The organism is Curtobacterium flaccumfaciens UCD-AKU (genome assembly GCF_000349565.1).
Classification (GTDB): Bacteria; Actinomycetota; Actinomycetes; order Actinomycetales; family Microbacteriaceae; genus Curtobacterium; species Curtobacterium poinsettiae.
The window spans coordinates 152,993-176,027 of record NZ_KB714607.1; the positions used below are offsets into that span (position 1 = coordinate 152,993).

The window sequence follows — 23,035 nt, forward strand, 5'->3', positions numbered from 1 at the left end:
GCAGAGAACGATCGTTCTCTGCCGATGTGGACTACAGTAGAGAACGCCCGTTCCCGCCGCAACTCGAGAACGGTGAACACTCAGGGAACGGGGTACACATGGCCGCCAGCACCGTCGAACCGGACGTCCGAGCGCACATCGTCGAGGTCGCGGACGAGCTGTTCTACACGCGCGGGATCCAGTCGGTGGGGATGGACGAGATCCGCACGGGCGCAGGCGTCTCGCTGAAGAAGCTCTACGCGGCGTTCCCCGGCAAGGAGCAGCTCATCGCCGCGGTGCTCGCCGGTCGGCACGACATGTGGGAGCAGGGCGTGCACGGTGCGGTCGAGGCCGCCGCCAGCCCGCGCGACAAGCTGCTCGCGGTCTACGACTTCCTGGAGTCGTGGTTCGGCGACGACACCTTCCGCGGCTGCGGGTTCATCAACGCCTTCGGTGAACTCGGCGCGACCTCGCCCGCGGTCGCCGAGATCGCGCGTGAGCACAAGGACTCGTTCCAGCGGTTCGTGCAGCAGCTCACCACCGAGGTCGTCGCCGACCCCGAGCACGCCGAGGAACTCGCCGCCCAGCTCGCGCTGCTCGCCGAGGGCGCGCAGACCACCGCCGCCATCGCGGGCACCACGGTGCCCGCCGCGCACGCGCGCCGCGCCGCGGTGACCCTGATCGACGCCGCGATGCGCTGACACGCGACCGCACCGACACGGCGGACGGGAGGCACGGGGCCAGCCCGCCACGGGCCTCCCGTCCGCCCCGTTGCGGCGCGACGTCCGTAGGGTGGTTGCCATGGCAACCCCGTTCGACGTCCCGAGCACCCTCCCCTACGCCCTGCCGCCCTTCGGCGACGTGCGACTCGAGCACTACCGACCGGCGTTCGAAGCCGGCATGGCCGAGCAGCGCGCCGAGGTCGAGGCCATCGCCACCGACCCCCACGCCCCGACGGTCGAGAACACCCTGATCGCACTCGAGCGGTCGGGGCAGCTGCTGGCCCGCGTCAGCCACGTGTTCTTCACGCTGTCGTCGGCCGACTCGACCCCGGAGCTGCACGACCTCGAGGCCGAGATCTCACCGCTCCTCGCCGCCCACCGCGACGCGATCACGCTCGACGCACGCCTGTACGCACGGGTGCAGGAGGTGCTCGACGGTGCCGTGGCCGCCGGACTGACCGGTGAGGCGCTCCGCCTGGTCGAGCGGACCCACGCCGAGATGACCCTGGCGGGCGCCGGGCTCGACGACGCGGGCAAGGCACGTCTGACCACGATAAACCAGGAACTCTCGACCCTCACGACGACCTTCGAGCGGAACCTGCTCGAGGACACCAACGAGTCCGCCGTGCACGTGACGAGCGAGGACGAGCTCGAGGGGCTCGACGACGGCGCGAAGTCAGCCGCTGCCGGAGCCGCCGCCGACCGTGGCCTGGACGGCTGGCTCATCACGCTGCCGCTGTACACCGGACACCCGTGGCTGTCGTCGCTGGCGAACCGTGCCCTGCGCGAGCGGATCATGCGGGCCTCACTCGCCCGCGGTCGTCGGGGCAACCAGTACGACAACCGCGACGTGCTGCTCCGGATCGTCCGGCTCCGTGCCGAACGCGCCGAGCTGCTCGGGTTCCCGAACCACGCCGCCGTCGTCACCGCTGACGAGACCGCCAAGACCCCCGAAGCCGTCGACGGCCTGCTGTCCTCGCTCGTCGGTGCCGCCGCCCGGAACGCCGACGACGAACGGGCCGTCCGTTCCCGCACGGTCGGCTTCGACGTCGAGTCGTGGGACTGGGCGTACGCGACCGAGATCCTGCGCGGGGAGCAGTTCGCCGCGGACAGCACCGCACTCCGCCCGTACTTCGAGGCGGACCGGGTCCTGCACGACGGGGTCTTCCACGCCGCCGGCGCCCTGTACGGCCTGACCTTCACGGAGCGCCCGGACCTGCACGGCTACAACGACGAGGTCCGGGTCTTCGAGGTCACCGGCGACGACGACGAGCCCGTCGGCCTGTACCTGCTCGACCTGTACACACGCGACGGCAAGCGCGGCGGCGCGTGGATGAACCCGGTCGTCGAGCAGTCCGAGCTCCTCGGCACCCTGCCCGTCGTGGTGAACAACCTCAACGTCGCGAAGCCCGCTGCCGGCTCCCCCACGCTGCTCATCCAGGACGAGGTGCAGACGCTCTTCCACGAGTTCGGGCACGCCCTGCACGGCCTCATCGCCCGCACCACCTACCCGCGGTTCTCCGGCACCAACGTCGAGCGGGACTTCGTCGAGTTCCCGAGCCAGGTGAACGAGATGTGGGTGTCGTGGCCGTCGGTGCTGGCGAACTACGCGAAGCACCACGAGACCGGGGCTCCCCTGCCGCCCGAGCTGGTCCTGGGGCTCAGCGAGTCCGAGGGGTTCAACGAGGGATTCGGCACGACCGAGTACCTGGCCGCCGCGCTGCTCGACCAGGCGTGGCACCGACTGTCGGCTGCCGAGGCGGCCGCGGTGACGGACGTCGAGGCGTTCGAGCGGGACGCCTTGGCAGCCGCCGGCATCGCCGTCGAGGCCGTGCCACCGCGGTACTCCTCGACGTACTTCGCCCACACGTTCTCGGGTGGGTACGACGCCGGCTACTACGGGTACATCTGGTCCGAGGTGCTCGACGCCGACACGGTGGAGTGGTTCCGCGACAACGGCGGGTTGGACCGTGCGGCCGGTCGACGCTTCGCGGAACGGCTGCTCGGGGTCGGCGGCGCGAAGGACCCGCTCGAGGCCTACCGGGACTTCCGCGGCCGCGACGCCGAGGTCGGCCCGCTGCTGCGGCGCCGCGGGCTCGAGTAGGGCGCTGCGGGACCGAGCGCTTCCGGGCGTACCGCGACGAATCGGGCGTACCCGGTCGGAACTCCCGACCAGGTACGCCCGATCTCGCTTTCCATCGCAGCCGTCATGGGAAGAACCAGACGTCGATCCGGGGGCCGCGCCGACCGGCAGACCACGACGAAGCCCCGCACCGATCCGGTGCGGGGCTTCGTTGCGAACGGAGCGCTACGCCGACTTCTCGACGCGCTTGGCCCGGGGCCGCGGCACGATCGTCGGGGCGGCGTTCTCGAGCACGGACTCGCGGGTGATGACCACGCGGGCGACGTCGTCGTCGGACGGGACGTCGAACATCACCGGGCCGAGGACCTCTTCGAGGATCGCGCGGAGCCCGCGGGCACCCGTCTGGCGCAGCACCGCGAGGTCCGCGATGGCCTCGAGCGCACCCTGGTCGAACTCGAGCTCGACGCCGTCGATCTGGAACATCCGCTGGTACTGCTTGACCAGCGCGTTCTTCGGCTCGGTCAGGATCTGCATGAGCGCCGCCTGGTCGAGCTGCGACACCGTGGTGACGACGGGAAGACGACCGATGAACTCGGGGATCAGGCCGAACTTGTGCAGGTCTTCCGGCAGGACCTCGGAGTACAGGTCCTGGTGGTCGGTCGCACTGTGCAGAGGCGCCCCGAAGCCGATCCCGCGCTTGCCGACGCGCGAGGACACGATGTCCTCGAGCCCGGCGAAGGCACCGGCCACGATGAACAGCACGTTCGTCGTGTCGATCTGGATGAACTCCTGGTGCGGGTGCTTGCGACCGCCCTGCGGCGGGACCGAGGCGACCGTCCCCTCGAGGATCTTGAGCAGCGCCTGCTGCACGCCTTCGCCCGAGACGTCGCGGGTGATCGACGGGTTCTCGGCCTTGCGGGCGATCTTGTCGACCTCGTCGATGTAGATGATGCCGGTCTCGGCACGCTTCACGTCGTAGTCGGCGGCCTGGATCAGCTTGAGGAGGATGTTCTCGACGTCTTCACCGACGTAGCCGGCCTCGGTCAGGGCGGTGGCGTCGGCGACGGCGAACGGCACGTTGAGGCGCTTGGCCAGGGTCTGCGCCAGGTACGTCTTGCCACAGCCGGTCGGGCCGATGAGCAGGATGTTCGACTTGGCGATCTCGATGTCGTCGCGGTCTTCGGCGGCGGTGATCTGCCCCTGCGCCCGGATGCGCTTGTAGTGGTTGTAGACGGCCACGGCGAGGGCGCGCTTCGCCGGGTCCTGCCCGATGACGTACTCCTGCAGGAAGTCGAAGATCTCCCGCGGCTTGGGCAGTTCGAAGTCCCCGCTCGAGGTGTCCTCGCCGGCTTCGGCCAGACGTTCCTCGATGATCTCGTTGCAGAGCTCGACGCACTCGTCGCAGATGTAGACGCCCGGTCCGGCGATGAGCTGCTGGACCTGCTTCTGGCTCTTGCCGCAGAACGAGCACTTGAGGAGATCGCCGCTCTCTCCGATGCGTGCCATTCCCGTGCCTCCCTGATTGGACATGCCGGCCGCGCTGTCGCACCACCGCTGGTGCACCGCTGCTGGTGGGCACCTCGTCGTGGACACGAGCCTAACCGCAACCGGTGACACCGACCGCGATGCCCCTCCGCAATCGCGCAGCGCGTTCGCCCAGGGCGTGCGAGCCTGCTACGGTGATCCGGACTTCTCTACAACTTGTAGAACAGCACGTGCAGAACCACCCCGGAAGGAACCCCATGCAGAAGCGTCTCGCCGCCGGCGGCGCCGTCACCCTCGGCGTCGCAGCCGTCATCGTCCTCGGCAGTGCCACGGCGGCCAGCGCGCACGTGTCCGCGACGGCCACGTCGACCGCCGCGAACTCGTACACCACGGCGACCTTCTCGGTCCCGCACGGCTGCGACGGCTCCCCCACCACGAAGATCGAGTTCCAGGTGCCGGAGTCCGTCATCGAGGTCACGCCCACCGTGAACCCGAACTGGAAGATCACGAAGGCGACCGAGCCCTACACCGACCCGTCGGCCTCGGCTTCGGCCTCCGACGAGGACCACGCCGAGACGGCCGCCGAGCGCGTCACGAGCGTCACGTACACCGCGAAGACCCCGCTGCCCGCCGACGAGCGCGACACCTTCGCGCTCTCGTTCTCGCTGCCGGACGGCAAGGCCGGCGACCTGGTCGAGTTCCCCGCGATCCAGACCTGCGAGAAGGGCAGCGTCGAGTGGAACCAGGAGCAGCAGGCCGGCGAAGCCGAGCCCGAGCACCCGGCGCCCTCGATCACCCTGACCGCCGCCGAGCCGACGGACGACGACGGCGACCCGATCGCCGCGACCCCGACGACCGAGGCTGCCAGCACGACCGCCTCGAGCGACCCCGACCTGGTCGGTCGCTTCCTCGGCCTCGGCGGCCTGGTGCTCGGCGCCGTCGCCCTGGTCGTCGCCGTCGCCGGCACGCGTCGTCGGAGCTCCACCAAGTGACGCAGCGCGGCCCGCGTCGGTCCCGCCAGCGGTCCTCTGCCCGGAGGCTCGTGGCCGGGACCGCCGCGGCCGTCGCGATCGCCGGTGGTGCGGTCCTCGGGCTCGCCGGTCCCGCCAGCGCGCACAACTACCTGATCTCGTCCGACCCGGAGGTCCGCGGCACGCTCACCGAGCTGCCCGAGAACTTCGACATCACGACGAACGACAAGCTGCTCGACATCGGCGGATCGGGGTCGGGCTTCGCGTTCCGCATCGTCGGGCCCGACGGCCGGTACTACGAGGACGGCTGCGTCGACGTCGAGGGGCCGTCGATGACCACGGCCGCCGCACTCGGCGACTCCGGCAAGTACACCGTCGAGTGGCAGATCGTCTCCGCCGACGGCCACACCGTGTCCGACGAGTACCCCTTCACGTGGAAGGCACCGTCGGGCTTCACCCCGGCGTCGGGCGCGGCGAAACCCCCGACCTGCGCCACCGCGGGTGACGACGACGGCGGATCGGACACCACGACCGGTACGGCCTCGGGGTCGAGCGACTCGGCCGCGTCCGACGCGATCTGGATCGGCGCGGGTGGCATCGTGCTCGTCGGCGTGGTCGTCGCGGTGTTGCTGCTCCTGCGCCGCAAGCCGGCCCCGGAGTCCGACGACACCGACGACTAGACACGACGCAACGACCAGCCCCGTCGCACGACGAAGGCCCCGCACCGATCGGTGCGGGGCCTTCGTCGTTCCTGCTGGAGCTACTTGACGAGCGCCGGCAGGTTCTTGCGGCTGGTGAGGACCTGGTCGATCAGGCCGTACTCCACGGCTTCCTGCGCGGACATGATCTTGTCGCGCTCGATGTCGTGGTTGATCTCCGCCGGCGTCTTGTTGGAGTGCTTCGACAGCGTCTCCTCGAGCCAGGTGCGCATGCGGAGGATCTCCGCCGCCTGGATCTCGATGTCGGACGCCTGACCGCCACCCTGCTGGGTCGCGGGCTGGTGGATCAGCACACGGGCGTTCGGCAGCGCGAGGCGCTTGCCGGGGGTGCCACCGGCGAGCAGCACCGACGCAGCCGAGGCAGCCTGGCCGAGGCAGACCGTCTGGATCTGCGGACGGATGTACTGCATCGTGTCGTAGATCGCCGTCATCGCGGTGAACGAGCCACCGGGCGAGTTGATGTACATCACGATGTCGCGGTCGGGGTCCATCGACTCGAGCACGAGCAGCTGGGCCATGACGTCGTCAGCCGACGCGTCGTCGACCTGCACGCCGAGGAACACGATGCGGTCCTCGAAGAGCTTGGCGTACGGGTCCTGGCGCTTGTAGCCGTAGGCCGTGCGCTCTTCGAAGCTCGGCAGGATGTACCGATTGGACGGAGCCGGGACGTTCTGCGCGCCACCGAGCATGGGGAGATGCATTCTCGTTTCCTTTTCTTCGGTGGTGATCAGGACTGGGCGTCGGGCTCGGCTGCGCTGGTGGGCGTCTCGCCGTCGCCGACGGTGCCACCACCGCCGATGACCTCGGCGCTCGAGGCGCGGAGGTGGTCGACGAAGCCGTACTCGAGCGCTTCCTGGGCCGTGAACCAGTTGTCGCGGTCGTTGTCCTTGAGGATCTGCTCGACCGACTTGCCGGTCTGCTCGGCCGTGAGCTCCGCCATGCGCTGCTTCATGTCGAGGATGACCTTGGCCTGCGTCTGGATGTCGGCAGCGGTGCCGCCGAAGCCACCGGACGGCTGGTGGAGCAGCACGCGCGCGTTCGGCGTGATGTAGCGCTTGCCGGGCGTGCCGGAGGACAGCAGGAACTGTCCCATCGACGCGGCGAGGCCGATGCCCACGGTGACGATGTCGTTCGGGACGAACTGCATCGTGTCGTAGATCGCCATGCCGGCGGTGATCGAACCACCGGGCGAGTTGATGTAGAGGTAGATGTCCTTCTCAGGGTCCTCGGCGGCGAGCAGCAGCAGCTTGGCTGCGATCTCGTTCGAGTTGTCGTCGCGGACCTCGGAGCCGAGCCACACGATCCGGTCTCTCAGAAGGCGGTCAAAAACACTGGGGTTCAGTGTTGCTTCGGCCATGGAAAAGCTCCCGTTCAGTTGTCGCTTGTTGTCGAACTTATCGGGTGCAACGCACCAGTTCTCGTCTGTTCGCCGACAGCAATGCGGTGGTGCGGAAATACGGACGGGAGGCGCGGTGCCNGCTGGCACCGCGCCTCCCGTCTGTCGTACTGGTGGCGTCGAGATCGTTACTCGGCGTCCCCTGCCGGCTCCTGCGCGACGCCCGCCGTGAAGGCGGAAAGGTCGACGGCGTCGCCGTTGGTGTCCTTGACGGTCACCTTGGACAGGACGGTCGCGACCGCCTTCGAGCGGGCGACCTCGCCGACCATGCCGGGGATCTGGCCGTTCTGGTCGATGACCTTGATGAACTCGGCCGGCTCCATGCCGTACTGCGCGGCGGCCTGGATGAGGTACTGGGTCAGTTCCTCCTGCGAGACCTGGATCTCTTCCTTCTCGGCGATCGCGTCGAGGAGGATCTGCGAGCGGAAGGCGGTCTCGCTGGACTCGGAGACCTCCTTGCGGTGCTCCTCGTCCTCGAGGCGGTTCTCCTGCTCGAGGTGACGGTGCACCTCGTCGGCGATGAGCTGCTCCGAGATCGGGATGTTGACGTCCTCGGTGAGCTTCTCGACGAGCTTGTCGCGAGCCGCGGCGCCCTGACCGAAGGTCTTGGACTTCGCGATCTGCTCCTTCAGGTCCGCCTTGAGCTCGTCGATGGTGTCGAACTGGCTGGCGATCTGGGCGAACTCGTCGTCGGCCTCGGGGAGCTCGCGCTCCTTGACGGCGGTGACGGTGACGGCGATCTGGGCGGTCTCGCCCTCGCGGTCGCCACCGACGAGCTTCGACTCGAAGTTCGTCGACTCGCCGGCGGTCAGGGACTCGAGCGCCTCGTCGATGCCCTCGAGCAGGTCGCCGGAGCCGATCTCGTAGGAGACGCCGGTGGCCGAGTCGACCTCGTCGTCGCCGATGCTGGCGGTGAGGTCGATCTGCGCGAAGTCGCCGGTCTTCGCCGGACGGTCCACCGTCACGAGCGTGCCGAAGCGGGTGCGCAGGTTCTGCAGCTCCTCTTCGATCTCGTCGTCCGACACCTCGACGGCGTCGACGGTGAGCTCGTACGAGGAGTAGTCCGGCAGGTCGAACTCGGGGCGGACGTCGACCTCGAAGGTGAGGACGAGGTCGCCGGTGAAGTCCGCGACGTTCGGCAGCTCGGCGACGTCGGCCTCGGCACGGCCGAGGATGCGCAGCTCCTGCTCTTCGACCGCCTGGCGGTAGAAGTTGTCGATGGCGTCACCGACGGCGTGGTTCAGGACCTCGCCGCGGCCGACACGCTGGTCGACGATCGCGGGCGGGACCTTGCCCTTGCGGAAGCCGGGGATGTTGATCTGCTCGGCGATGTGCTTGTAGGCGTGGTCGATGCTCGGCTTGAGATCGTCCGGCGTCACGTTCACGGTGAGCTTGACGCGGGTGTCGCTCACCTTGTCGACGGTGCTGGTGGCCAAGGGATGTTCTCCTGTTGGTTGACGTTCGTGTGGTCGGTGGTGCTCGGAGGACCTGGTCGGGGCGACAGGATTTGAACCTGCGACCTCCCGCTCCCAAAGCGGGCGCTCTACCAAGCTGAGCTACGCCCCGTTGGTTCGTGCCAGGGATCAGCCGCACACACCGAGGGGCGCATGCGACCCCGGTGAGTCTAGCGGTCCGACGGCGCACTGTTCCCGGGGGTTGCCCAGTCGTCCTCCGCGGCGCGTCGGAGACCCCGCCGCCACCGGATCCCGACGACCACCTGGACCCCCAGGGCGGCCACCGCGAGCAGCAGCCCGACGACGATCCGCCAGACGTGCAGCAGTGCGTGCGCGGGCTGCGACTGCGGGTCGCCGAACAGGTCGGGGCGCAGGGACAGGACCGCGGCGGCGAAGACCACCAGCACGTACGAGACCACTCGCGACCAGCGGATGGTGCGCTCGGCACCGGCGTCCGGCTTCGGGATGACGCGCGTCGGCATGTCGGTGCTCGTTCGTCCGCTACGATGGTCGGGCTGCGCCTGGTGCGCAGGCGCGGGGATGTAGCTCAATGGTAGAGCCCCAGTCTTCCAAACTGGCTACGCGGGTTCGATTCCCGTCATCCCCTCTCTGCGTCCCTTTCTGCCGTCGCCGCACGGTGCGGTGTTGTTCGGCCCGTGCGCGGTGGGTCGCTCTGTGCGATGTCGTTCCGGCACACCGAGCGACCAACTCCGCACGGTGTGGACACGTGCGCACCGTGCATCTCGCCACCATCCAGAACCCGCCAGACCACAAGCCAGCGCGCGCAACGTACCCGTCGTCGGGTACCGATCATCACATGGGTGGGCATCGTGGGAACAGCATCGTACGGCCGCGGCGTCGAGTGCGCCGGGATGGGATTCGTTCTCGGTGGATGACGGTTCCGGTTCACGATCCCCGAGGTCAGCGAACCGGAACCGTCAAGGGCGAGGAAGAACTGGGGCCTCCCCCGGAACAGCGGGACCCGGACGACGGACGCGCCCCGCGCCTCCAGGCCGGAGCCGGGGAACACGGGGCGCGAGCCGCCGTCAGGACGGACGCGTCAGCGGTACGACGCGTCCTGTCCGTAGAGCACCTTGGTGAAGGAGGAGACGTACGCAGACTCGTCGCCTCCCGGCAGGTTGTACGTCATGAAGACGCCGTACCCGTCGGCCTTCGTGCGCTGTGCGAGCGACACCGCGGTGGCCTGCGGGGTGTTCTGGATGTCGACCGCGGCGGCGGACAGCTTCGACTTCGGCAGGCCCGGGATCGTCGGCGCCGTGTAGGTGCCGTAGTACGGGTTCCAGGCGTAGTCGAGCTGCTTGCCGATCGACGGGCTCGCGGTCGTCAGGGCGTCGGACGACGGGCCGATGTCGTAGAACGAGATGATCTTGCCCGGCATGTCCGCACGCAGGGCACTGATGAGCCAGCCGATGGACTGCTGGTTCGGCTGCGGGGTGCCGTTCACGCCGTAGTCCGAGTACTCGTCGTCCAGGTCGACGCCGTCGAGTCCGTACTTCTTCACCGTCGCCGAGACCTGCGCTGCGAAGTCCCGTGCCGCGGCCTTCGTCGGGAAGTTCGCCAGGCCGGCGCCCTGGTGGTTGCCGAGCACCGACAGCGTCACCTTGATGCCCTTGGCCTGCAGCGGGCGGACCTGCGTGGCGGCCTGGTCGAGGGTCCGCTGCACGTTCTCGTTGTTGTACAGGACCGCCTTGCCGTCCTCGTAGTTGATGTTCGCGGCGAAGATGATCGCCACGTCGAACGCGTTCGCGCCGTTCTCCAGCGTGTACCGGCCGACGTTGGCGAGCTCGTCGTTGTTCACCTCGACGTAGGCGATGCTCGTCGGCCCCGACTTGGTGGGCGCAGTGTAGTGCCCGTGACCGTGACCGCCGCCGTGGGACGCACCGTGGCCGTGCCCGTGGCTCGATCCGGACGAGGAGGGCGCCGCGGACGCTGCGGCGGGCACCAGTGGCGCCGCGAGCATGGCGACCAGTGCGGTCGCGATGCTGAACTTGGTGGACTGCTTCATGACACTCCTCAGCGAGTGACGAACCGGTCGGCGGTCGCCGACCGGGGGCCGCCGCCGGGACACCCGAAGTCCCGGCGGCGGAGTCTCAGGCGCGGGTGCGCGGGAACCGGAAGGTGCGGACCTCGTAGGCGTCGACGGCGAACGAGGAAGCGTCGACCGCCGCGCCCGAGGTCAGCGGCTCTTCGAGCAGCGTCACCTCGGCAGCCGGCCCGAACGCAGCCGCGTCGGCCTCGGACACCGCGATGCCCCCGGTCCCCCGCTGCCCGGACGGCTCGTAGACGCGCACGACCAGGTCACCGGACCGGTCGTCGGCGAGCTTGACGCTCGACAGCACGACGTCGCCGGAGACCTGCACCAGCGGGTCGAAGCCGTGCGCCCCGGTGATCGTCCGCGCGCCCGCGTTCATCCGCACGCCGGCCGACGTGGCGCCGAGCTGGTCGGTGCCGATGACGATGCCGTAGCGGTGCGTCTGCACGCCCTGGTCGGTCTCGGGGTCCGGGAACCGGGGTGCCCGCAGCAGCGACAGCCGCACGGTGGTGGTGACGTGCCCGTCGACGGCGTCGCGCGTGGTGTCGAAGCCGTGGATCGAGTCGTTCACGAGCGCGACCCCGAAGCCCGGTTCGGACACCAGCACGTAGCGGTGCATGGAGGTCTCGAACTTGGCGGCCTCCCACGAGGTGTTCGTGTGCGTCACCCGCTTCTGCGCGCCGAACTGCGTCTCGGCGACGGTGTGCTCGGCGCGGACGTCGAGCGGGAACGCCACCTTGAGGAACTTCTCGGTCTCGTGCCAGTCGGTCACCTGGTCGAACTCCAGGGTGCGGGACCCGGGCGCCAGGACGATCTCCTGCGTCACCGTCGAGTCGCCGAACGCCCGGGACACGACGACCCGTGCGACCCCGGACTCGTCGACCGACGCGGTCAGCCCGGTGGTCGCCACGAGGTCCTCGACGCGGTTGCGGTAGTACCGGTCGACGTCCCATGCGTCCCACATGTTCGGGAAGTCCTGGTGCAGCTGCAGCAGGTTCGCCGCCTGGCCGGCCGCGATCGCCTCGCGTCCGCTCGCCAGGTCGACGGCACTCGTCACGAGCCCCTGCGCGTCGACGACGACCCGCACCAGCTCGTTCGCCAGCACGTACCCGCCGTCCTGCTCGGTCAGGGACACGGCGGTCGCCGCCGCCACGTCGGTCGCCACGACGGCACCCTGCGCGGGTGCACCGGCCTGGAGGAACGGGGCCGGGTTCACGACGACGGCCGCGTCCCCGGTGCCGGCGAGCGCCGAGAGCGCCCGGTCGATGATCGCGGTCAGCGCCGCGGCCGTCTCGGCGTAGCGCTCGACCGCTTCGCGGTGCACCCATGCGATCGAGGTGCCCGGCAGGATGTCGTGGAACTGCTGGAGCAGGACCTGCTGCCACAGGGCGTCGAGTTCGTCGTACGGGTGGGTGAAGTCGGTGCGGGCGGCGGCGGTCGCGGCCCAGAGCTCGGCCTCGATGAGCAGCTGCTCGCACCGGCGGTTGCCCTGCTTCGTGCCGTGCTGGCTGGTCAGTGTGGCGCGGTGCAGCTCGAGGTACAGCTCCCCCACCCACACGGGCGGGTCGGTCAGCTCGGACTTCGCCCGGTCGAAGAACGTGTCGGGGTGCTCCCAGCGGACCTTCGCGCTGCCCTCGAGGTCGGCCAACCGTGCTGCGGTGCCGGTCATCTCGCGGGTGGTGCCACCGCCGCCGTCGCCCCAGCCCACCGGGGCGATCGAGCCGGTGGCGAGCCGGTTCTCACGGAACTGGCGGGAAGCCTTGGCGACCTCGCTGCCGGACAACCGCGAGTTGTAGGTGTCCATCGACGGGAAGTGCGAGAACACCCGCGACCCGTCGATGCCCTCCCACAGGAACGTGTGGTGCGGGAACTTGTTCACCTGGTTCCACGAGATCTTCTGCGTGAAGAACCACTCGAAGCCCGCGCGGCGCATGAGCTGCGGCAGCGCCGGCGAGTACCCGAAGCTGTCCGGCAGCCAGACGCCCTTGGGTCGGATGCCGAACTCGCGCTCGAAGAACCGCTGGCCCTGCGAGAACTGGCGGACGATGCTCTCGCCGGTCGGCATCACGGTGTCGGACTCGACCCACATGCCGCCGATCGGCAGGAACCGGCCGGCCTCGACCGCGGCCTTGACCCGGGCGTAGACCTCGGGGCGGTGCTCCTTGATCCACGCGTACTGCTGCGCGCTCGACATGCCGTACAGGAAGTCGTCGGTCTGGTCGATGAGCTCGGTCATGGTCGACGTGGTGCGCGCGACCTTGCGGATGGTCTCGCGCACGGGCCAGAGCCACGCGGAGTCGATGTGGGCGTGCCCGATGGCCGAGATGGTGTGCGCCGAGGCCTCGGCGGGAGCGGCGAGCGCGTCGGCGAGCGCCGCGCGGGCGTCTCCGGCGGTCTCCGGGATGTGCTGCAGGTCGAGCGCGTCGAGGGCGTCGTCGAGGGCCTGCAGGATCCGCATGCGTCGGGGTCCGGCGGGCAGCTCGGCCTGCAGCTCGAGCAGGACGTCGATGTCGAGGGCGAGTTCGTGCACCTCGGACTCGAAGACGGCGAGCTCCATCCGGCGGGTGGCGTAGAGGCGCTTCGAGGACGAGGTCTGCACGTCGCCCTCCTGCGTCGGCAGGAAGGGGTGGTAGTCGAGCAGGACGGGGTTCGACGCGGCCTCGACGAACAGTTCGACGGTCTCGCCACCCTCGGCCCGTTCGGTGACCAGGACCCACTGGTTGCGCGGGTTGATCGACTTCACGGGGGTGCCGTCGGCCAGGTACACGAGCCCCTCGCACTGGAACCCGGGCATGTTCTTGTCGAAGCCCAGGTCGATCACGGCCTCCACCCGGCGCCCGGCCCACTCGGTCGGCACGGTCCCGGTCAGCCGGAACCACGTCGTGCCCCAGGCCGCGCCCCACGGGGTGCCGACCTCGTAGGGCTCGAACGTGAGCGCGAGTCCCTCGGCGGGGGCGATCGGCTCACCGGGGAGCTCGTGCCAGGCAACGTCGAGCGGCGTCGCCGTGGCGTGCACCGCGGGGGTGATCCGCTCGTCGAGCACCCGTCGGGCGCGTCCGGTGGTGAGGGGGATGTCGTCGTGCATGGGGCCTTCCGGGGTCAGGGCGTGGTCGCGGGGTGGGCGACGCGGACGGTGGTGGTGTCGAGGTCAGACGGCACGTCGACGCAGCGGTCGATGCCACGGTCGGCCAGCAGTGCCGTGTCGGACAGTCGGGAGCGCAGGACGACCTGGGGGCCGCGGCCGTCCGGCGCGGCCTCGGCCAGCGCGAGCCAGGCGGCGGCGAACCGCCCGCCGGGGGCGCAGTCGGCGCGGGTGCCGTGGTGGTCGGTGCCGTCGGTCAGCACGTCGTCGAGGACGAGTGCGGTGGCCGGCGGTGCTGCGGGGGCGTCGCGGGTGTGCTCGGCACGGGCGAGGGCGGCGAACGCCTCGCCGACGGGCTTCAGGCGTCCGTCGTTCGTGAACAGCCCGAGGTCGTACTCGAGCTCGGGGAAGTCGGCGAGGGACCGCGCGACGTCGTGGGAGCACCACCACGTCACCCCGAGCACGTGCTGCGCGTCGAGGACGTGCCGGATGGTCTGCTCGGTGAACGCGGCGGCGTCGGCGGGGTCGACGACGTTGGTGGGGGCGCCGACCTCCTGCAGCCAGTTCGGCCGGGCGGCGTCGCGGTTCCAGGCCGCGGCGAGCTGGAGCAGGTACTCCCCGTGCCGCACCGACCCGGGCCCGAGGGCGCCGTGCAGGGCCGCCGAGCCGTTGAACACCCACGAGTGCGTGACCGTGGCGTCGCCGTGGTCCGCCGCGTGCTCGGGGCCGAAGGGCTGGGCGTCGTCGTACCAGGCCGCGTCGTACTGCGCGACGGTGACCAGCGGCCCAGGGCGCGACCCGGTGGCGGACGCGACCGACGAGGCGGAGGCGAGCCGCGCCTCCAGACCAGATGCCAGCCCCGCTCGCGCCGCCGCGACCATCGCCGCCGCCCACGCGTGCCCCTGCTCCGCCGTGACGGCGTGCGGTGCGGGGTGCGGCGCGTGCGCGAACTGGTTGACCTCGTTGCCGATGGTGATGCCGAGCAGGTTCGGCTTGTCGGCGACCGCTCCGGCGAGCGCCCGGACGTACGCGGCTGTCGAGGCGACCACGTCCGGGTCGGTGAACATGTTGCGGCGGTGCCAGCTGTCCAGCCACGACGGCACGAAGTCGAAGCTCGACAGGTGCCCCTGCAGCGCGTCCACGTTGACGTCGAGCCCGAACGAGCCGGCGAGGTCGACGACCGTCGCGACGTCGTCGAGGGCCTGCTGCCGGATGAGGGTCCGGTTGGGCTGGACGACCGGCCAGAGCGGGAAGATCCGCACGTGGTCGGCGCCGATCGACGCGATGGCCTCGAGGTCCCTGGCGGTGTCCGACGGCGAGAAGTCCAGCCACGAGTGGAACCAGCCGACCGAGGGCGTGTAGTTGACCCCGAAGCGCATCAGCCCTTCACACCGCCCTCTTCGACGCCCTTGAAGAAGAAGCGCTGCAGGACGGCGAAGATCACGGCGATCGGGATGAAGGCGATCATGGTGCCGGCCGCGATCATCCGCTGGTCGGTGGCGAACGTGCCCTGCAGGTACTGCAACCCGACGGTCAGGGTGAGGTTCTCGGGCGACTGCAGCACGATGAGCGGCCAGAGGAAGTCGTCCCACGCGCCGATGAACGAGAAGATCGCGATGACGGCGATCGTCCCCTGCACGGCGGGCAGCGAGATGTAGCGCAGACGTTGCATCGCGTTCGCGCCGTCCATCACCGCGGCCTGGTCGATCTCCTCGGGGATCTGCCGGAACGCGTTGAACATGAGCAAGACGTTGAGCGCCGCGATCATGCCGGGCAGGGCGACGCCGACCAGGTTGTCGGCGAGGCCGAGGTCCTTCACGGTGACGAACTGCGAGATGATCGTCGCCTCGCCGGGCAGCACCAGGGTGCCGAGGAACAGGCCGAGCACGAGCTTCCGGTGCCGCCATTGCAGACGAGCGAGGGCGAAGCCGGCCAGGGTCGCGAACACGATGTTGCCGAGCACGTCGATCGCGGCGACGAGCAGCGAGTTGCCGATGTACCGCCACACCGGGATCGCGGCTGCGACCTTCAGGTAGTTCTCGATGGTCGGTTCGGACGGGATGAACGACGGGTTCGCCGTGTAGATGTCCTCACCGGCGCCCTTGAGCGACGTGGACAGCTGCCACAGGAACGGGCCGATCGTGATGAAGAGCACCACGATGAGCAGGACGTAGCGGACCACCTTCTCGCGGGTGGACATGACGCCCCAGACCGCGCGGCGCCGCTTGCGTCCGTCGCGTCCGCCCCGTCCGTTCCGCCTGGAGGCCCGTCCAGCGCCCGTCGCGCCCGTCGCGCCGGTCACGTCCGGCGTCGGGCTGGCTGCGCCCTGCGCGCCGCCGATGACGGGTTCGGTCGTGCTGGTGGTGTTCGTCACTTGTCCGCCTTGCTGTTCATCCGGGCGAGGGCGAGCATCGGCACGAGCGTCACGACGAAGAGCAGGAGGCTCAGTGCGGACGCGTAGCCGAGGTTGCCGGTGAAGCCGCGGGCGTACTGCTGGATGAGCATGACGAGCGAGTTGTCCTGCCCGCCGGGCCCGCCGGTGCCGTTGGTGAGGATGTAGAGCTCGCTGAACACCCGGAGCGCGGAGACGCACACCAGGATCCCGACGAGCGTCATGGTGCCGCGGACCCCGGGCATCGTGACCGACCAGAAACGTCGGACCGCGCCGGCGCCGTCGAGGGCGGCGGCTTCGTGCAGGTCCTTGCCGACGTTCCCGAGGGCGGCCAGGAAGATGATCATGTAGTAGCCGAGCCCCTTCCACACCGTCAGGCTGATGGCGCTGAGGAGCAGCAGCCACCGGTCGGTCAGGAACGGGACGCTGCCCTGCACGACGCCGAGGGCCTGCGCCATCTCGTTGATGACACCGCGGTCGTCGAGGATCCACGTCCAGATGAGCCCGACGACCACCGCGGACGCGATGACCGGCGTGTAGAACGCGGTGCGGAAGAACGCGATCCCGGGCAGCTTCTGCTGCACGAGCACCGCGATGAGGAGCGGGAGGACCGTCAGCAGCGGCAGGCACACCGCCATGTAGATGACGCTGTTGAGCAGCGCCTCCCACACCTGCGGGTCGGCGAGCAGGGTCTCGAAGTTCTTGACCCCCACCCACTGGCTGACGCCGCCGAGCGGGCTGGCGTTCGTGAACGACAACCGGACCGTGTTGATCGATGGCCACAGGCTGAACGCGACGAGCCAGATCAGTGCCGGCAGGACGAGTAACCAGGGTGTGTACCAGCGGTTGGCGCGCATGGCGATCCTCCCTCTTCCTTCGTCGGGGCCGGATCAGCCGTTGGCCAGCAGGCTGTTCATCTTGGTCTGGGCGGTCTCGAGCGCCTGCTTCGGCGCCACCTGCCCCTTCATCGCGAGCGCGATCTGCTGGTCGAGGAAGTCCGTCATCGCGGAGTTCGCCTCGACCGGGTTGATGACCTTCGCCGACTTCAGGGCCTCGTTCGCCAGGACCCGGGCCTCGCCGTTCACGGTGCCGTCGTCCTTCGAGAAGTACGGGTCGGACTGCGACGACGTGGTGGACGGGAAGATGTTCACCTTGTGGGCGAACGCCTCCTGGTTCTCCGCGTTCGTCATGAACTTCGCGAAGGCCTCGGCGGTGGCGAGGTGCTTCGACTTGCTCGAGACCGACAGGCCCTGCACGTAGAGCGGCGGGGTGTCGAGTGCGGGGCTGACGGTGACCTTGCCCTTGAGCGACGGGTTGTTCTTCTCGAAGTCGGCGAGCGAGGTGGCACCACCGGTGGTCCAGGCGACCTTGGCCTGTGTGAACAGGGTGGAGTTGCCGAGGTAGTCGCTGTTCAGCACGTTGGAGGGCATGTAGCCGTCCTGGTACGCGTCCTTGTAGCGGTCGATCAGGTCGGCGGCCTTCGACGAATCGGCGAAGGTGAACTTCGTGCCGTCGGCGTTGAGCACCTTGACGCCGGCGAGCGTGAAGTCGCCGAGGCCGGGCTTCCGGCTCATCAGGTACTCGGTCGGGCAGTTGTCGTGCATGGTCTTCGCCTGCGTGAACAGCTCGTCGGTGGTCTTCGGCGGGTTCTCCGCGTCGAGGCCGCACTTGGCGAACATCGTCGAGTTCCAGTAGTTCACGTCGGTGTTGAGGTACCAGGGGTACCCGAACGTGCCGTTGACGCCCTTGTACTCGTAGGAGTCCACCGCACCGGCGACGTACGTGCTGGCGAGCTTCGAGTCGTCCTTCGCGACGTCCTGCAGGAACCCGCGCTTCGCGAGCGGCAGGGCGATGTCCGGCGGCAGGTTGATCACGTCGGGCAGGCTGTTCGACGAGGCCTGGCTGAGCACCTTGTCGGCGTACCCGTCGCCCGGCTGGTCCTGCAGCTTGACCTTCGCGTCCGGGTGAGCCTGCTCGAAGTCCTTGATGACCCCGTTGAGGTACCCCGTGTAGGTAGGCGTAAGCGCCCAGGTCTGCAGGGTGATGGTGCCGCTGATCTCGCCGCCGCCGTTGTCGGCCGCGTTCCCGCCGCTCGAGCAGCCGGTCAGGACGAGCGCCGTGGCGGCGGCCGTCGCGAGCAGCGCGGTGGCGCGGCCCCTCGTCATGCGTGTGGTGGTCCTCATGGCGTCTGACTCCCTCGTCATAACTGAACCGGTTCAGCAGCAGTCACCGAACCCGTGTGTGGCAGCCACTGTGAATGACTAAAGCGCTATAGTCAACCCCGTGGCCACCAAGCGTCGAACGACGATCGCCGACATCGCCGCGCGGGCCGGCGTGTCCATCAGCGCGGTGTCGTTCGCGTTGAACGACCGCCCCGGCGTCTCCGACGAGACCCGTCGCCGCGTGCGCGAGATCGCCCGCGAGCTCGATTGGCAGCCGCACACCGCTGCCCGGGCGCTCGGCGGCGCGAAGGCCGGTTCCATCGGGTTCGTGCTGAACCGCCCGGCCCGGACCCTGGGCACGGAGTCGTTCTTCGGCGACCTGATCTCCGGCATCCAACTCGGACTCGCCGGCACGCACGTCGGCATGAACCTGCTCGTCGCGCGCGACGCCGAGGAGGAACTCGAGACCTACCGGGACTGGTGGCGAGGCCACCGTGTCGACGGCGTGATCGTGATCGACCCCCGTCGCGACGATGCCCGGCTCGCCCTGCTCGCCGACCTCGGCATGCCCACCGTCGTCGTCGGCTCGCACCCTTCCCCCGACGGCGCCGCCCCCACGGTCTGGATCGACGACTCGGACGCCACCGACACCGTCCTGCGGTACCTGCACGCGCTCGGGCACCGGCGCATCGCCCACGTCGCCGGGCGGCCCGAGTTCGAGCACACCGCGATGCGCATGGACCGGCTGCGCGCCTTCGCCGCAGACGAAGGGCTCGACGACACGGTGTCCGTACCGACCGACTACTCCGCCGAGGCCGGCGCGAGCGCCACCCGGACCCTGCTGCCCCGGAGCGTCCGACCGACCGCGATCGTCTACGACAACGACGTGCTCGCCGTCGCCGGGCTGGGCGTGGCGAGCGAGATGGGCGTCGCGGTGCCCGGGGACGTCTCGATCGTGTCCTTCGACGACTCGGCGATGATCCGGCTCGTCCGCCCCGCGATCACCTCGCTCACCCGCGACACCGTCGAGCTCGGACAGCGTGCGGCGACCCTGCTGCGCGCGCAGATCGACGCGAGCACCCCGCTCCCCTCACGCCCGGGTCCCTCGCTCACCCTGAGCGTCCGCGAGTCCACCGGCCGCGCCCCCGCCTGACCCGCACCGGACGTCGGCGCCGACGACTCGCTCCCGCCGCCGCCGCGCCCCCACCTGACCCGCTCCCGCTGCCGCCGCGCCCGCCGCAGCTCCCGAAGCGCGGCGCGGCTGCCTGCACCTGGCGCGCACGCACCGCACTGCGCCGACGCGGGACGACGTGGTCTTCTCCGCGCCGTGACGGTTCTGGTTCACGAAACCCGAGGATCGCGAACCAGAACCGTCATCGACGCGGAGCGGAATCTCCTTCTCCCACGGGCAACGGTCACCGGCGGTTCGTCGGGGGCCGGACCCGGTCGAGGGCCCGCCGCATGGACGACGTCGTGCTGAAGCCGAAGCGGGTCGCGACGTCGTCCGGGCGGTCGCCCCGCGTGAGCGCGCTCCGGACGGCGAGACTGCGGTACCAGCGGCCGAGCTGCGCGGGCGAGCGTCCCGTCGCTGCGGCGCACCGGCGCTCGAGGGTGCGCTCCGACATGTCGATGTCGGCGAGGAGCGTCCGCACGGATGGTTGACCGGCCGGATCGAACAGGCGGTCGAGGATCCGCGCGAGACCGTTGTCGCCGAGCATCGGGGGCGGGTTGTCGCGGAGCACCGTCGTGACGACGAGCCGGGCGAGGGCCTGCTGCTGCGCGCCGTGCCACCTGCCGCCGTCGAGGTGCCCGACGTGGCGCAGCGCGAGGCCGACGTCGGGCGAGGGAGCGCCGGGCGGGCCGGTCGTCGCGACGGGTGGGAGCGCGAGGACCTCGTCGGCGAGCGGGCCGAGCGTTGCGGTGCCGACGTCGACGATCGCGATGTCGTCTCCGCGCCGGATCCAGACGGAGCGGGACCGCGTCGCCACCCAGACGTGCGTGCCCGTCGGTTCGACGTCGAGCGTCCATGCCTCGTCGTCGGAGCGGACCTCGGCGCCCGGCCCGATCTGGAGCCCGACGGCGTCGATCAGTGCTCGGAGCGCATCACCCATCCGACGAGCGTGATCCACGGGCAGGACGCGCGGACGTGGAGCGGGCAACCTGTGGAAGAGGGGGGATAACCCCACCCGGGGTTGGGGAGAGGGCAGGATGGGGGAACGGCTCCGCGATCGCGAGGCTGGATGCATGACCGACACCGACCGCCTCGACCAGGCGCGAACCGTCCCGCTGGACGACGTCACGCCTTCGCCCGACCAGGCCCAGACCGTCCCACTGGGCGAGTCCGTGCCCCCTGGAGCCACCAAGCCGATGCCCCAGTACCCGCGCCAGCACCAGCACGACACCGGGGACACTCAGGGTGCCCGGCAGTCCCCGCCGGCGTCGTGGAGCGCCACCCCGCGCGTCGGGTCCGGCCCGGTCGGCGACCCCGGTTCGGGTCGTGGGTCCGGCATGACCGCTGGACAGTTCTACCGTGACGCGTGGAGGCGCCTGCCGCGGGACTTCGGCTACATGGCACTCACCGCCGTACTGCTCTGCACGCTGTACTTCGCGTTCCCGGCGGCGGTCTTCGGCGGCGGCTTCCGCGACCTGTTCAACCCGTTCGTCCTGCTCATGTTCTTCATCGCGCTGTTCGTGGCGCGGTGGCTCGGACAGTTCGAGAAGCTCCGCATGAGCTGGGCCGACCGACGCCCGATCCGCCCGGTGGACTGGACGCCCCGCTGGCAGCAGAACTGGTGGACCCGCACCGGCTCGGCAGTCGCCAACCCGCACTACTGGCTCTACCTGCTGCACGCCGCGGTCGTCTACCCGCTCGTCGCGGTCGCGACCGTCGGGACCGGTGCACTGCTGCTCGTCGGCTTCGCCTGGCCGATCGTCGTGGGCGGACTGTACTTCGCGAACAACGTCCGGGTCGGCTACTTCACGGACAGCGTCGGGTTCGTGACCGGCGTCGGTGCCCTCGGCCTGCTGTCGATGACCGCTTCGGTCGTGCTCTTCCCGCTCTGGGCCCGCGGGTCCGTCCTCGCGCACTACTGGGTCGACTTCGGCCTGCTGGGTGGCTTCCGGGCCGAGCAGCTCGAGCAGCGCGTCGCCGGCCTGCAGGCCTCCCGTGCCGGTGCCGTCACCGCCGAGGGGCAGGCGCTCCGCCAGATCGAGCGCGACCTGCACGACGGCCCACAGCAGCGGCTGGTGCGACTCCGCATGGACCTGTCCGCCGCCGAGCGCGCCTTCGAGAAGGACCCCGAGAAGGCCAAGCAGCTCATCGGTGAGGCATCCGAGCACGCCCAGGACGCCCTCGACGAACTGCGCGCACTGTCCCGCGGCTTCGCCCCGCCGATCCTGCTCGACCGCGGACTCGTCGCGGCGCTCGAGGCACTGGTCGCCCGCACCCCGATCCCGGTGGGCCTGGACGTCCGGCTGCCCGAGGGCCTGGAGCTCGCCACGGAGATCCAGCGCAACGTGTACTTCACGGTGAGCGAACTCCTGACGAACACGATGAAGCACGCCGGCGCCACCACCGCCGGGGTGTACCTCGGCCTGGTCGTCGACGCCTCGGGTCTCTGGTACCTGACGGTCAGCGTCACCGACGACGGCCGGGGTGGCGCACGACCGCAGCAGGGCCACGGGATCGAGGGCCTGATCGGCCGCATGCGGGCCCTCGACGGCGACCTGGTCGTCTCGAGCCCCGAGGGCGGCCCGACCGAGGCCACCGCCCGGATCCCCCTCGGAGCCCTGAACGGCGTGCCGACGGCGGCGAACCAGCGGTCGTGACCCCACGGGGGCGCCCGCGCTCCCACTAGGCTGGTCGGCATGACAGACGGCCTGGATGCAGCACGCATCCGGGCCGTCGTCGTCGACGACGCCGTCCTGCTGCGCGAGGGCCTGGCCCGCGTGCTCGACGAGGCCGGCATCGACGTCATCGGGCAGTACTCCGACGCCCGGGCCTTCCTGGCGACCCTGCCCGAGGGTGCGCCGGACGTCGTGGTGATGGACGTGCGGATGCCGCCGACCTTCACCGACGAAGGGGTCCGCGCCGCCGTCGAGACCCGCCGGATCGCGCCACGGACGGGTGTGCTCCTGCTCTCCCAGTACGTCGAGGCCACCTACGCCGAGGACGTCCTGGCCGCCGGTGCGACCGGCATCGGCTACCTGCTCAAGGACCGTGTCACCCGGCTCGAGGAGATCGACGACGCCGTCCGCCGCATCGCCGCCGGGGGCACCGTGCTCGACCCCGAGGTCGTCACGCAGCTGATGAGCCGCCGCCGCGACCCGCTCGCCGCGCTCACCCCGCGCGAGCGTGACGTGCTCGGGCTGATGGCCGAGGGCCGCACGAACGCCGCGATCGCCCGCGCCCTGGTGATCGGCACCGGCGCCGTCGAGAAGCACGTGTCGAGCATCTTCGGCAAGCTCGCGCTCGAGGACACCGGAGAGGACCACCGCCGTGTCCTCGCCGTCCTCGCCTACCTCGGATGAGCCGAGC

19 protein-coding genes and 2 tRNA genes are annotated in these 23,035 nt (G+C 70.1%); 8 read left to right on the top strand and 13 right to left on the bottom strand.

What is annotated here, in order from left to right:
- Positions 1-98 precede the first annotated feature (98 nt).
- Both H489_RS22880 and H489_RS0118330 read left to right on the top strand, forming a co-directional pair.
- On the top strand, positions 99-680 hold the full coding sequence (locus tag H489_RS22880) for a TetR/AcrR family transcriptional regulator (RefSeq protein WP_017885998.1): 582 nt from the start codon (positions 99-101) through the stop codon (positions 678-680).
- 100 nt (positions 681-780) lie between these two features.
- On the top strand, positions 781-2,805 hold the full coding sequence (locus tag H489_RS0118330; protein WP_017885999.1) for a M3 family metallopeptidase: 2,025 nt from the start codon (positions 781-783) through the stop codon (positions 2,803-2,805).
- Between the two features lie 204 nt (positions 2,806-3,009).
- Here H489_RS0118330 and clpX read toward each other — a convergent pair whose 3' ends face one another.
- Complete coding sequence (gene clpX / locus H489_RS22885; protein WP_017886000.1) at positions 3,010-4,290, bottom strand: ATP-dependent Clp protease ATP-binding subunit ClpX; 1,281 nt, start codon at positions 4,288-4,290, stop codon at positions 3,010-3,012.
- A 236-nt stretch (positions 4,291-4,526) separates the two neighbouring features.
- Between clpX and H489_RS22890 the strand changes: the two genes are divergently transcribed.
- On the top strand, positions 4,527-5,261 hold the full coding sequence (locus tag H489_RS22890; protein ID WP_017886001.1) for a YcnI family protein: 735 nt from the start codon (positions 4,527-4,529) through the stop codon (positions 5,259-5,261).
- A 50-nt stretch (positions 5,262-5,311) separates the two neighbouring features.
- The gene (locus H489_RS38010; RefSeq protein ID WP_017886002.1) at positions 5,312-5,920 is read left to right on the top strand and encodes a copper resistance protein CopC; all 609 of its coding nucleotides are present in this window, start codon (positions 5,312-5,314) and stop codon (positions 5,918-5,920) included.
- Positions 5,921-6,000: 80 nt separating this feature from the next.
- On the opposite strand, the gene H489_RS22900 is transcribed toward H489_RS38010, so the two are convergent.
- The 5 genes from H489_RS22900 to H489_RS22910 all read right to left on the bottom strand — a co-directional run bounded on the left by H489_RS22900 (position 6,001) and on the right by H489_RS22910 (position 9,291).
- Positions 6,001-6,660 carry an ATP-dependent Clp protease proteolytic subunit gene (locus H489_RS22900; protein ID WP_031259232.1) on the bottom strand — a complete coding sequence of 220 codons (660 nt, stop codon included), beginning with the start codon at positions 6,658-6,660 and terminating at the stop codon, positions 6,001-6,003.
- A gap of 26 nt (positions 6,661-6,686) precedes the next feature.
- On the bottom strand, positions 6,687-7,316 hold the full coding sequence (locus H489_RS0118335) for an ATP-dependent Clp protease proteolytic subunit (protein ID WP_035807635.1): 630 nt from the start codon (positions 7,314-7,316) through the stop codon (positions 6,687-6,689).
- A 167-nt stretch (positions 7,317-7,483) separates the two neighbouring features.
- Positions 7,484-8,791, bottom strand: coding sequence for a trigger factor (gene tig, locus H489_RS0118340; RefSeq protein WP_017886005.1), 1,308 nt, complete (start codon positions 8,789-8,791; stop codon positions 7,484-7,486).
- 53 nt (positions 8,792-8,844) lie between these two features.
- A tRNA-Pro gene (locus H489_RS22905) sits at positions 8,845-8,921 on the bottom strand.
- 58 nt (positions 8,922-8,979) lie between these two features.
- Positions 8,980-9,291, bottom strand: a complete 312-nt coding sequence (locus tag H489_RS22910; RefSeq protein ID WP_017886006.1) for a hypothetical protein — start codon at positions 9,289-9,291, stop codon at positions 8,980-8,982.
- 54 nt (positions 9,292-9,345) lie between these two features.
- Between H489_RS22910 and H489_RS22915 the strand changes: the two genes are divergently transcribed.
- A tRNA-Gly gene (locus H489_RS22915) sits at positions 9,346-9,416 on the top strand.
- A gap of 453 nt (positions 9,417-9,869) precedes the next feature.
- Here the strand turns inward: H489_RS22915 and H489_RS22920 are convergent.
- The 6 genes from H489_RS22920 to H489_RS22945 all read right to left on the bottom strand — a co-directional run bounded on the left by H489_RS22920 (position 9,870) and on the right by H489_RS22945 (position 18,501).
- Complete coding sequence (locus H489_RS22920; protein WP_017886007.1) at positions 9,870-10,835, bottom strand: endo-beta-N-acetylglucosaminidase H; 966 nt, start codon at positions 10,833-10,835, stop codon at positions 9,870-9,872.
- An 85-nt stretch (positions 10,836-10,920) separates the two neighbouring features.
- Positions 10,921-13,947, bottom strand: coding sequence for an alpha-mannosidase (locus H489_RS22925; RefSeq protein ID WP_017886008.1), 3,027 nt, complete (start codon positions 13,945-13,947; stop codon positions 10,921-10,923).
- A 14-nt stretch (positions 13,948-13,961) separates the two neighbouring features.
- Positions 13,962-15,323: a glycoside hydrolase 5 family protein gene (locus H489_RS22930; protein ID WP_017886009.1), complete on the bottom strand. Its 1,362-nt coding sequence runs from the start codon at positions 15,321-15,323 to the stop codon at positions 13,962-13,964.
- Positions 15,323-16,318, bottom strand: coding sequence for a carbohydrate ABC transporter permease (locus H489_RS22935; RefSeq protein ID WP_017886010.1), 996 nt, complete (start codon positions 16,316-16,318; stop codon positions 15,323-15,325). The genes H489_RS22930 and H489_RS22935 overlap by 1 nt, the downstream gene beginning before the upstream one ends.
- Positions 16,315-17,193 carry a carbohydrate ABC transporter permease gene (locus H489_RS22940; protein WP_017886011.1) on the bottom strand — a complete coding sequence of 293 codons (879 nt, stop codon included), beginning with the start codon at positions 17,191-17,193 and terminating at the stop codon, positions 16,315-16,317. Before H489_RS22940 ends, H489_RS22935 begins: the two co-directional genes overlap by 4 nt.
- 33 nt (positions 17,194-17,226) lie before the next feature.
- Complete coding sequence (locus tag H489_RS22945; protein WP_017886012.1) at positions 17,227-18,501, bottom strand: ABC transporter substrate-binding protein; 1,275 nt, start codon at positions 18,499-18,501, stop codon at positions 17,227-17,229.
- Between the two features lie 118 nt (positions 18,502-18,619).
- Between H489_RS22945 and H489_RS22950 the strand changes: the two genes are divergently transcribed.
- The gene (locus H489_RS22950) at positions 18,620-19,651 is read left to right on the top strand and encodes a LacI family DNA-binding transcriptional regulator (protein WP_017886013.1); all 1,032 of its coding nucleotides are present in this window, start codon (positions 18,620-18,622) and stop codon (positions 19,649-19,651) included.
- A gap of 262 nt (positions 19,652-19,913) precedes the next feature.
- Here H489_RS22950 and H489_RS22955 read toward each other — a convergent pair whose 3' ends face one another.
- A complete protein-coding gene (locus H489_RS22955; protein ID WP_017886014.1) occupies positions 19,914-20,609 on the bottom strand; it encodes a helix-turn-helix domain-containing protein in 696 nt (231 codons plus the stop codon).
- Between the two features lie 133 nt (positions 20,610-20,742).
- Between H489_RS22955 and H489_RS22960 the strand changes: the two genes are divergently transcribed.
- Together H489_RS22960 and H489_RS22965 are read left to right on the top strand one after the other, a co-directional pair.
- On the top strand, positions 20,743-22,326 hold the full coding sequence (locus H489_RS22960) for a sensor histidine kinase (RefSeq protein WP_017886015.1): 1,584 nt from the start codon (positions 20,743-20,745) through the stop codon (positions 22,324-22,326).
- A gap of 39 nt (positions 22,327-22,365) precedes the next feature.
- Positions 22,366-23,028 carry a response regulator transcription factor gene (locus tag H489_RS22965; protein ID WP_017886016.1) on the top strand — a complete coding sequence of 221 codons (663 nt, stop codon included), beginning with the start codon at positions 22,366-22,368 and terminating at the stop codon, positions 23,026-23,028.
- Positions 23,029-23,035: the final 7 nt, after the last annotated feature.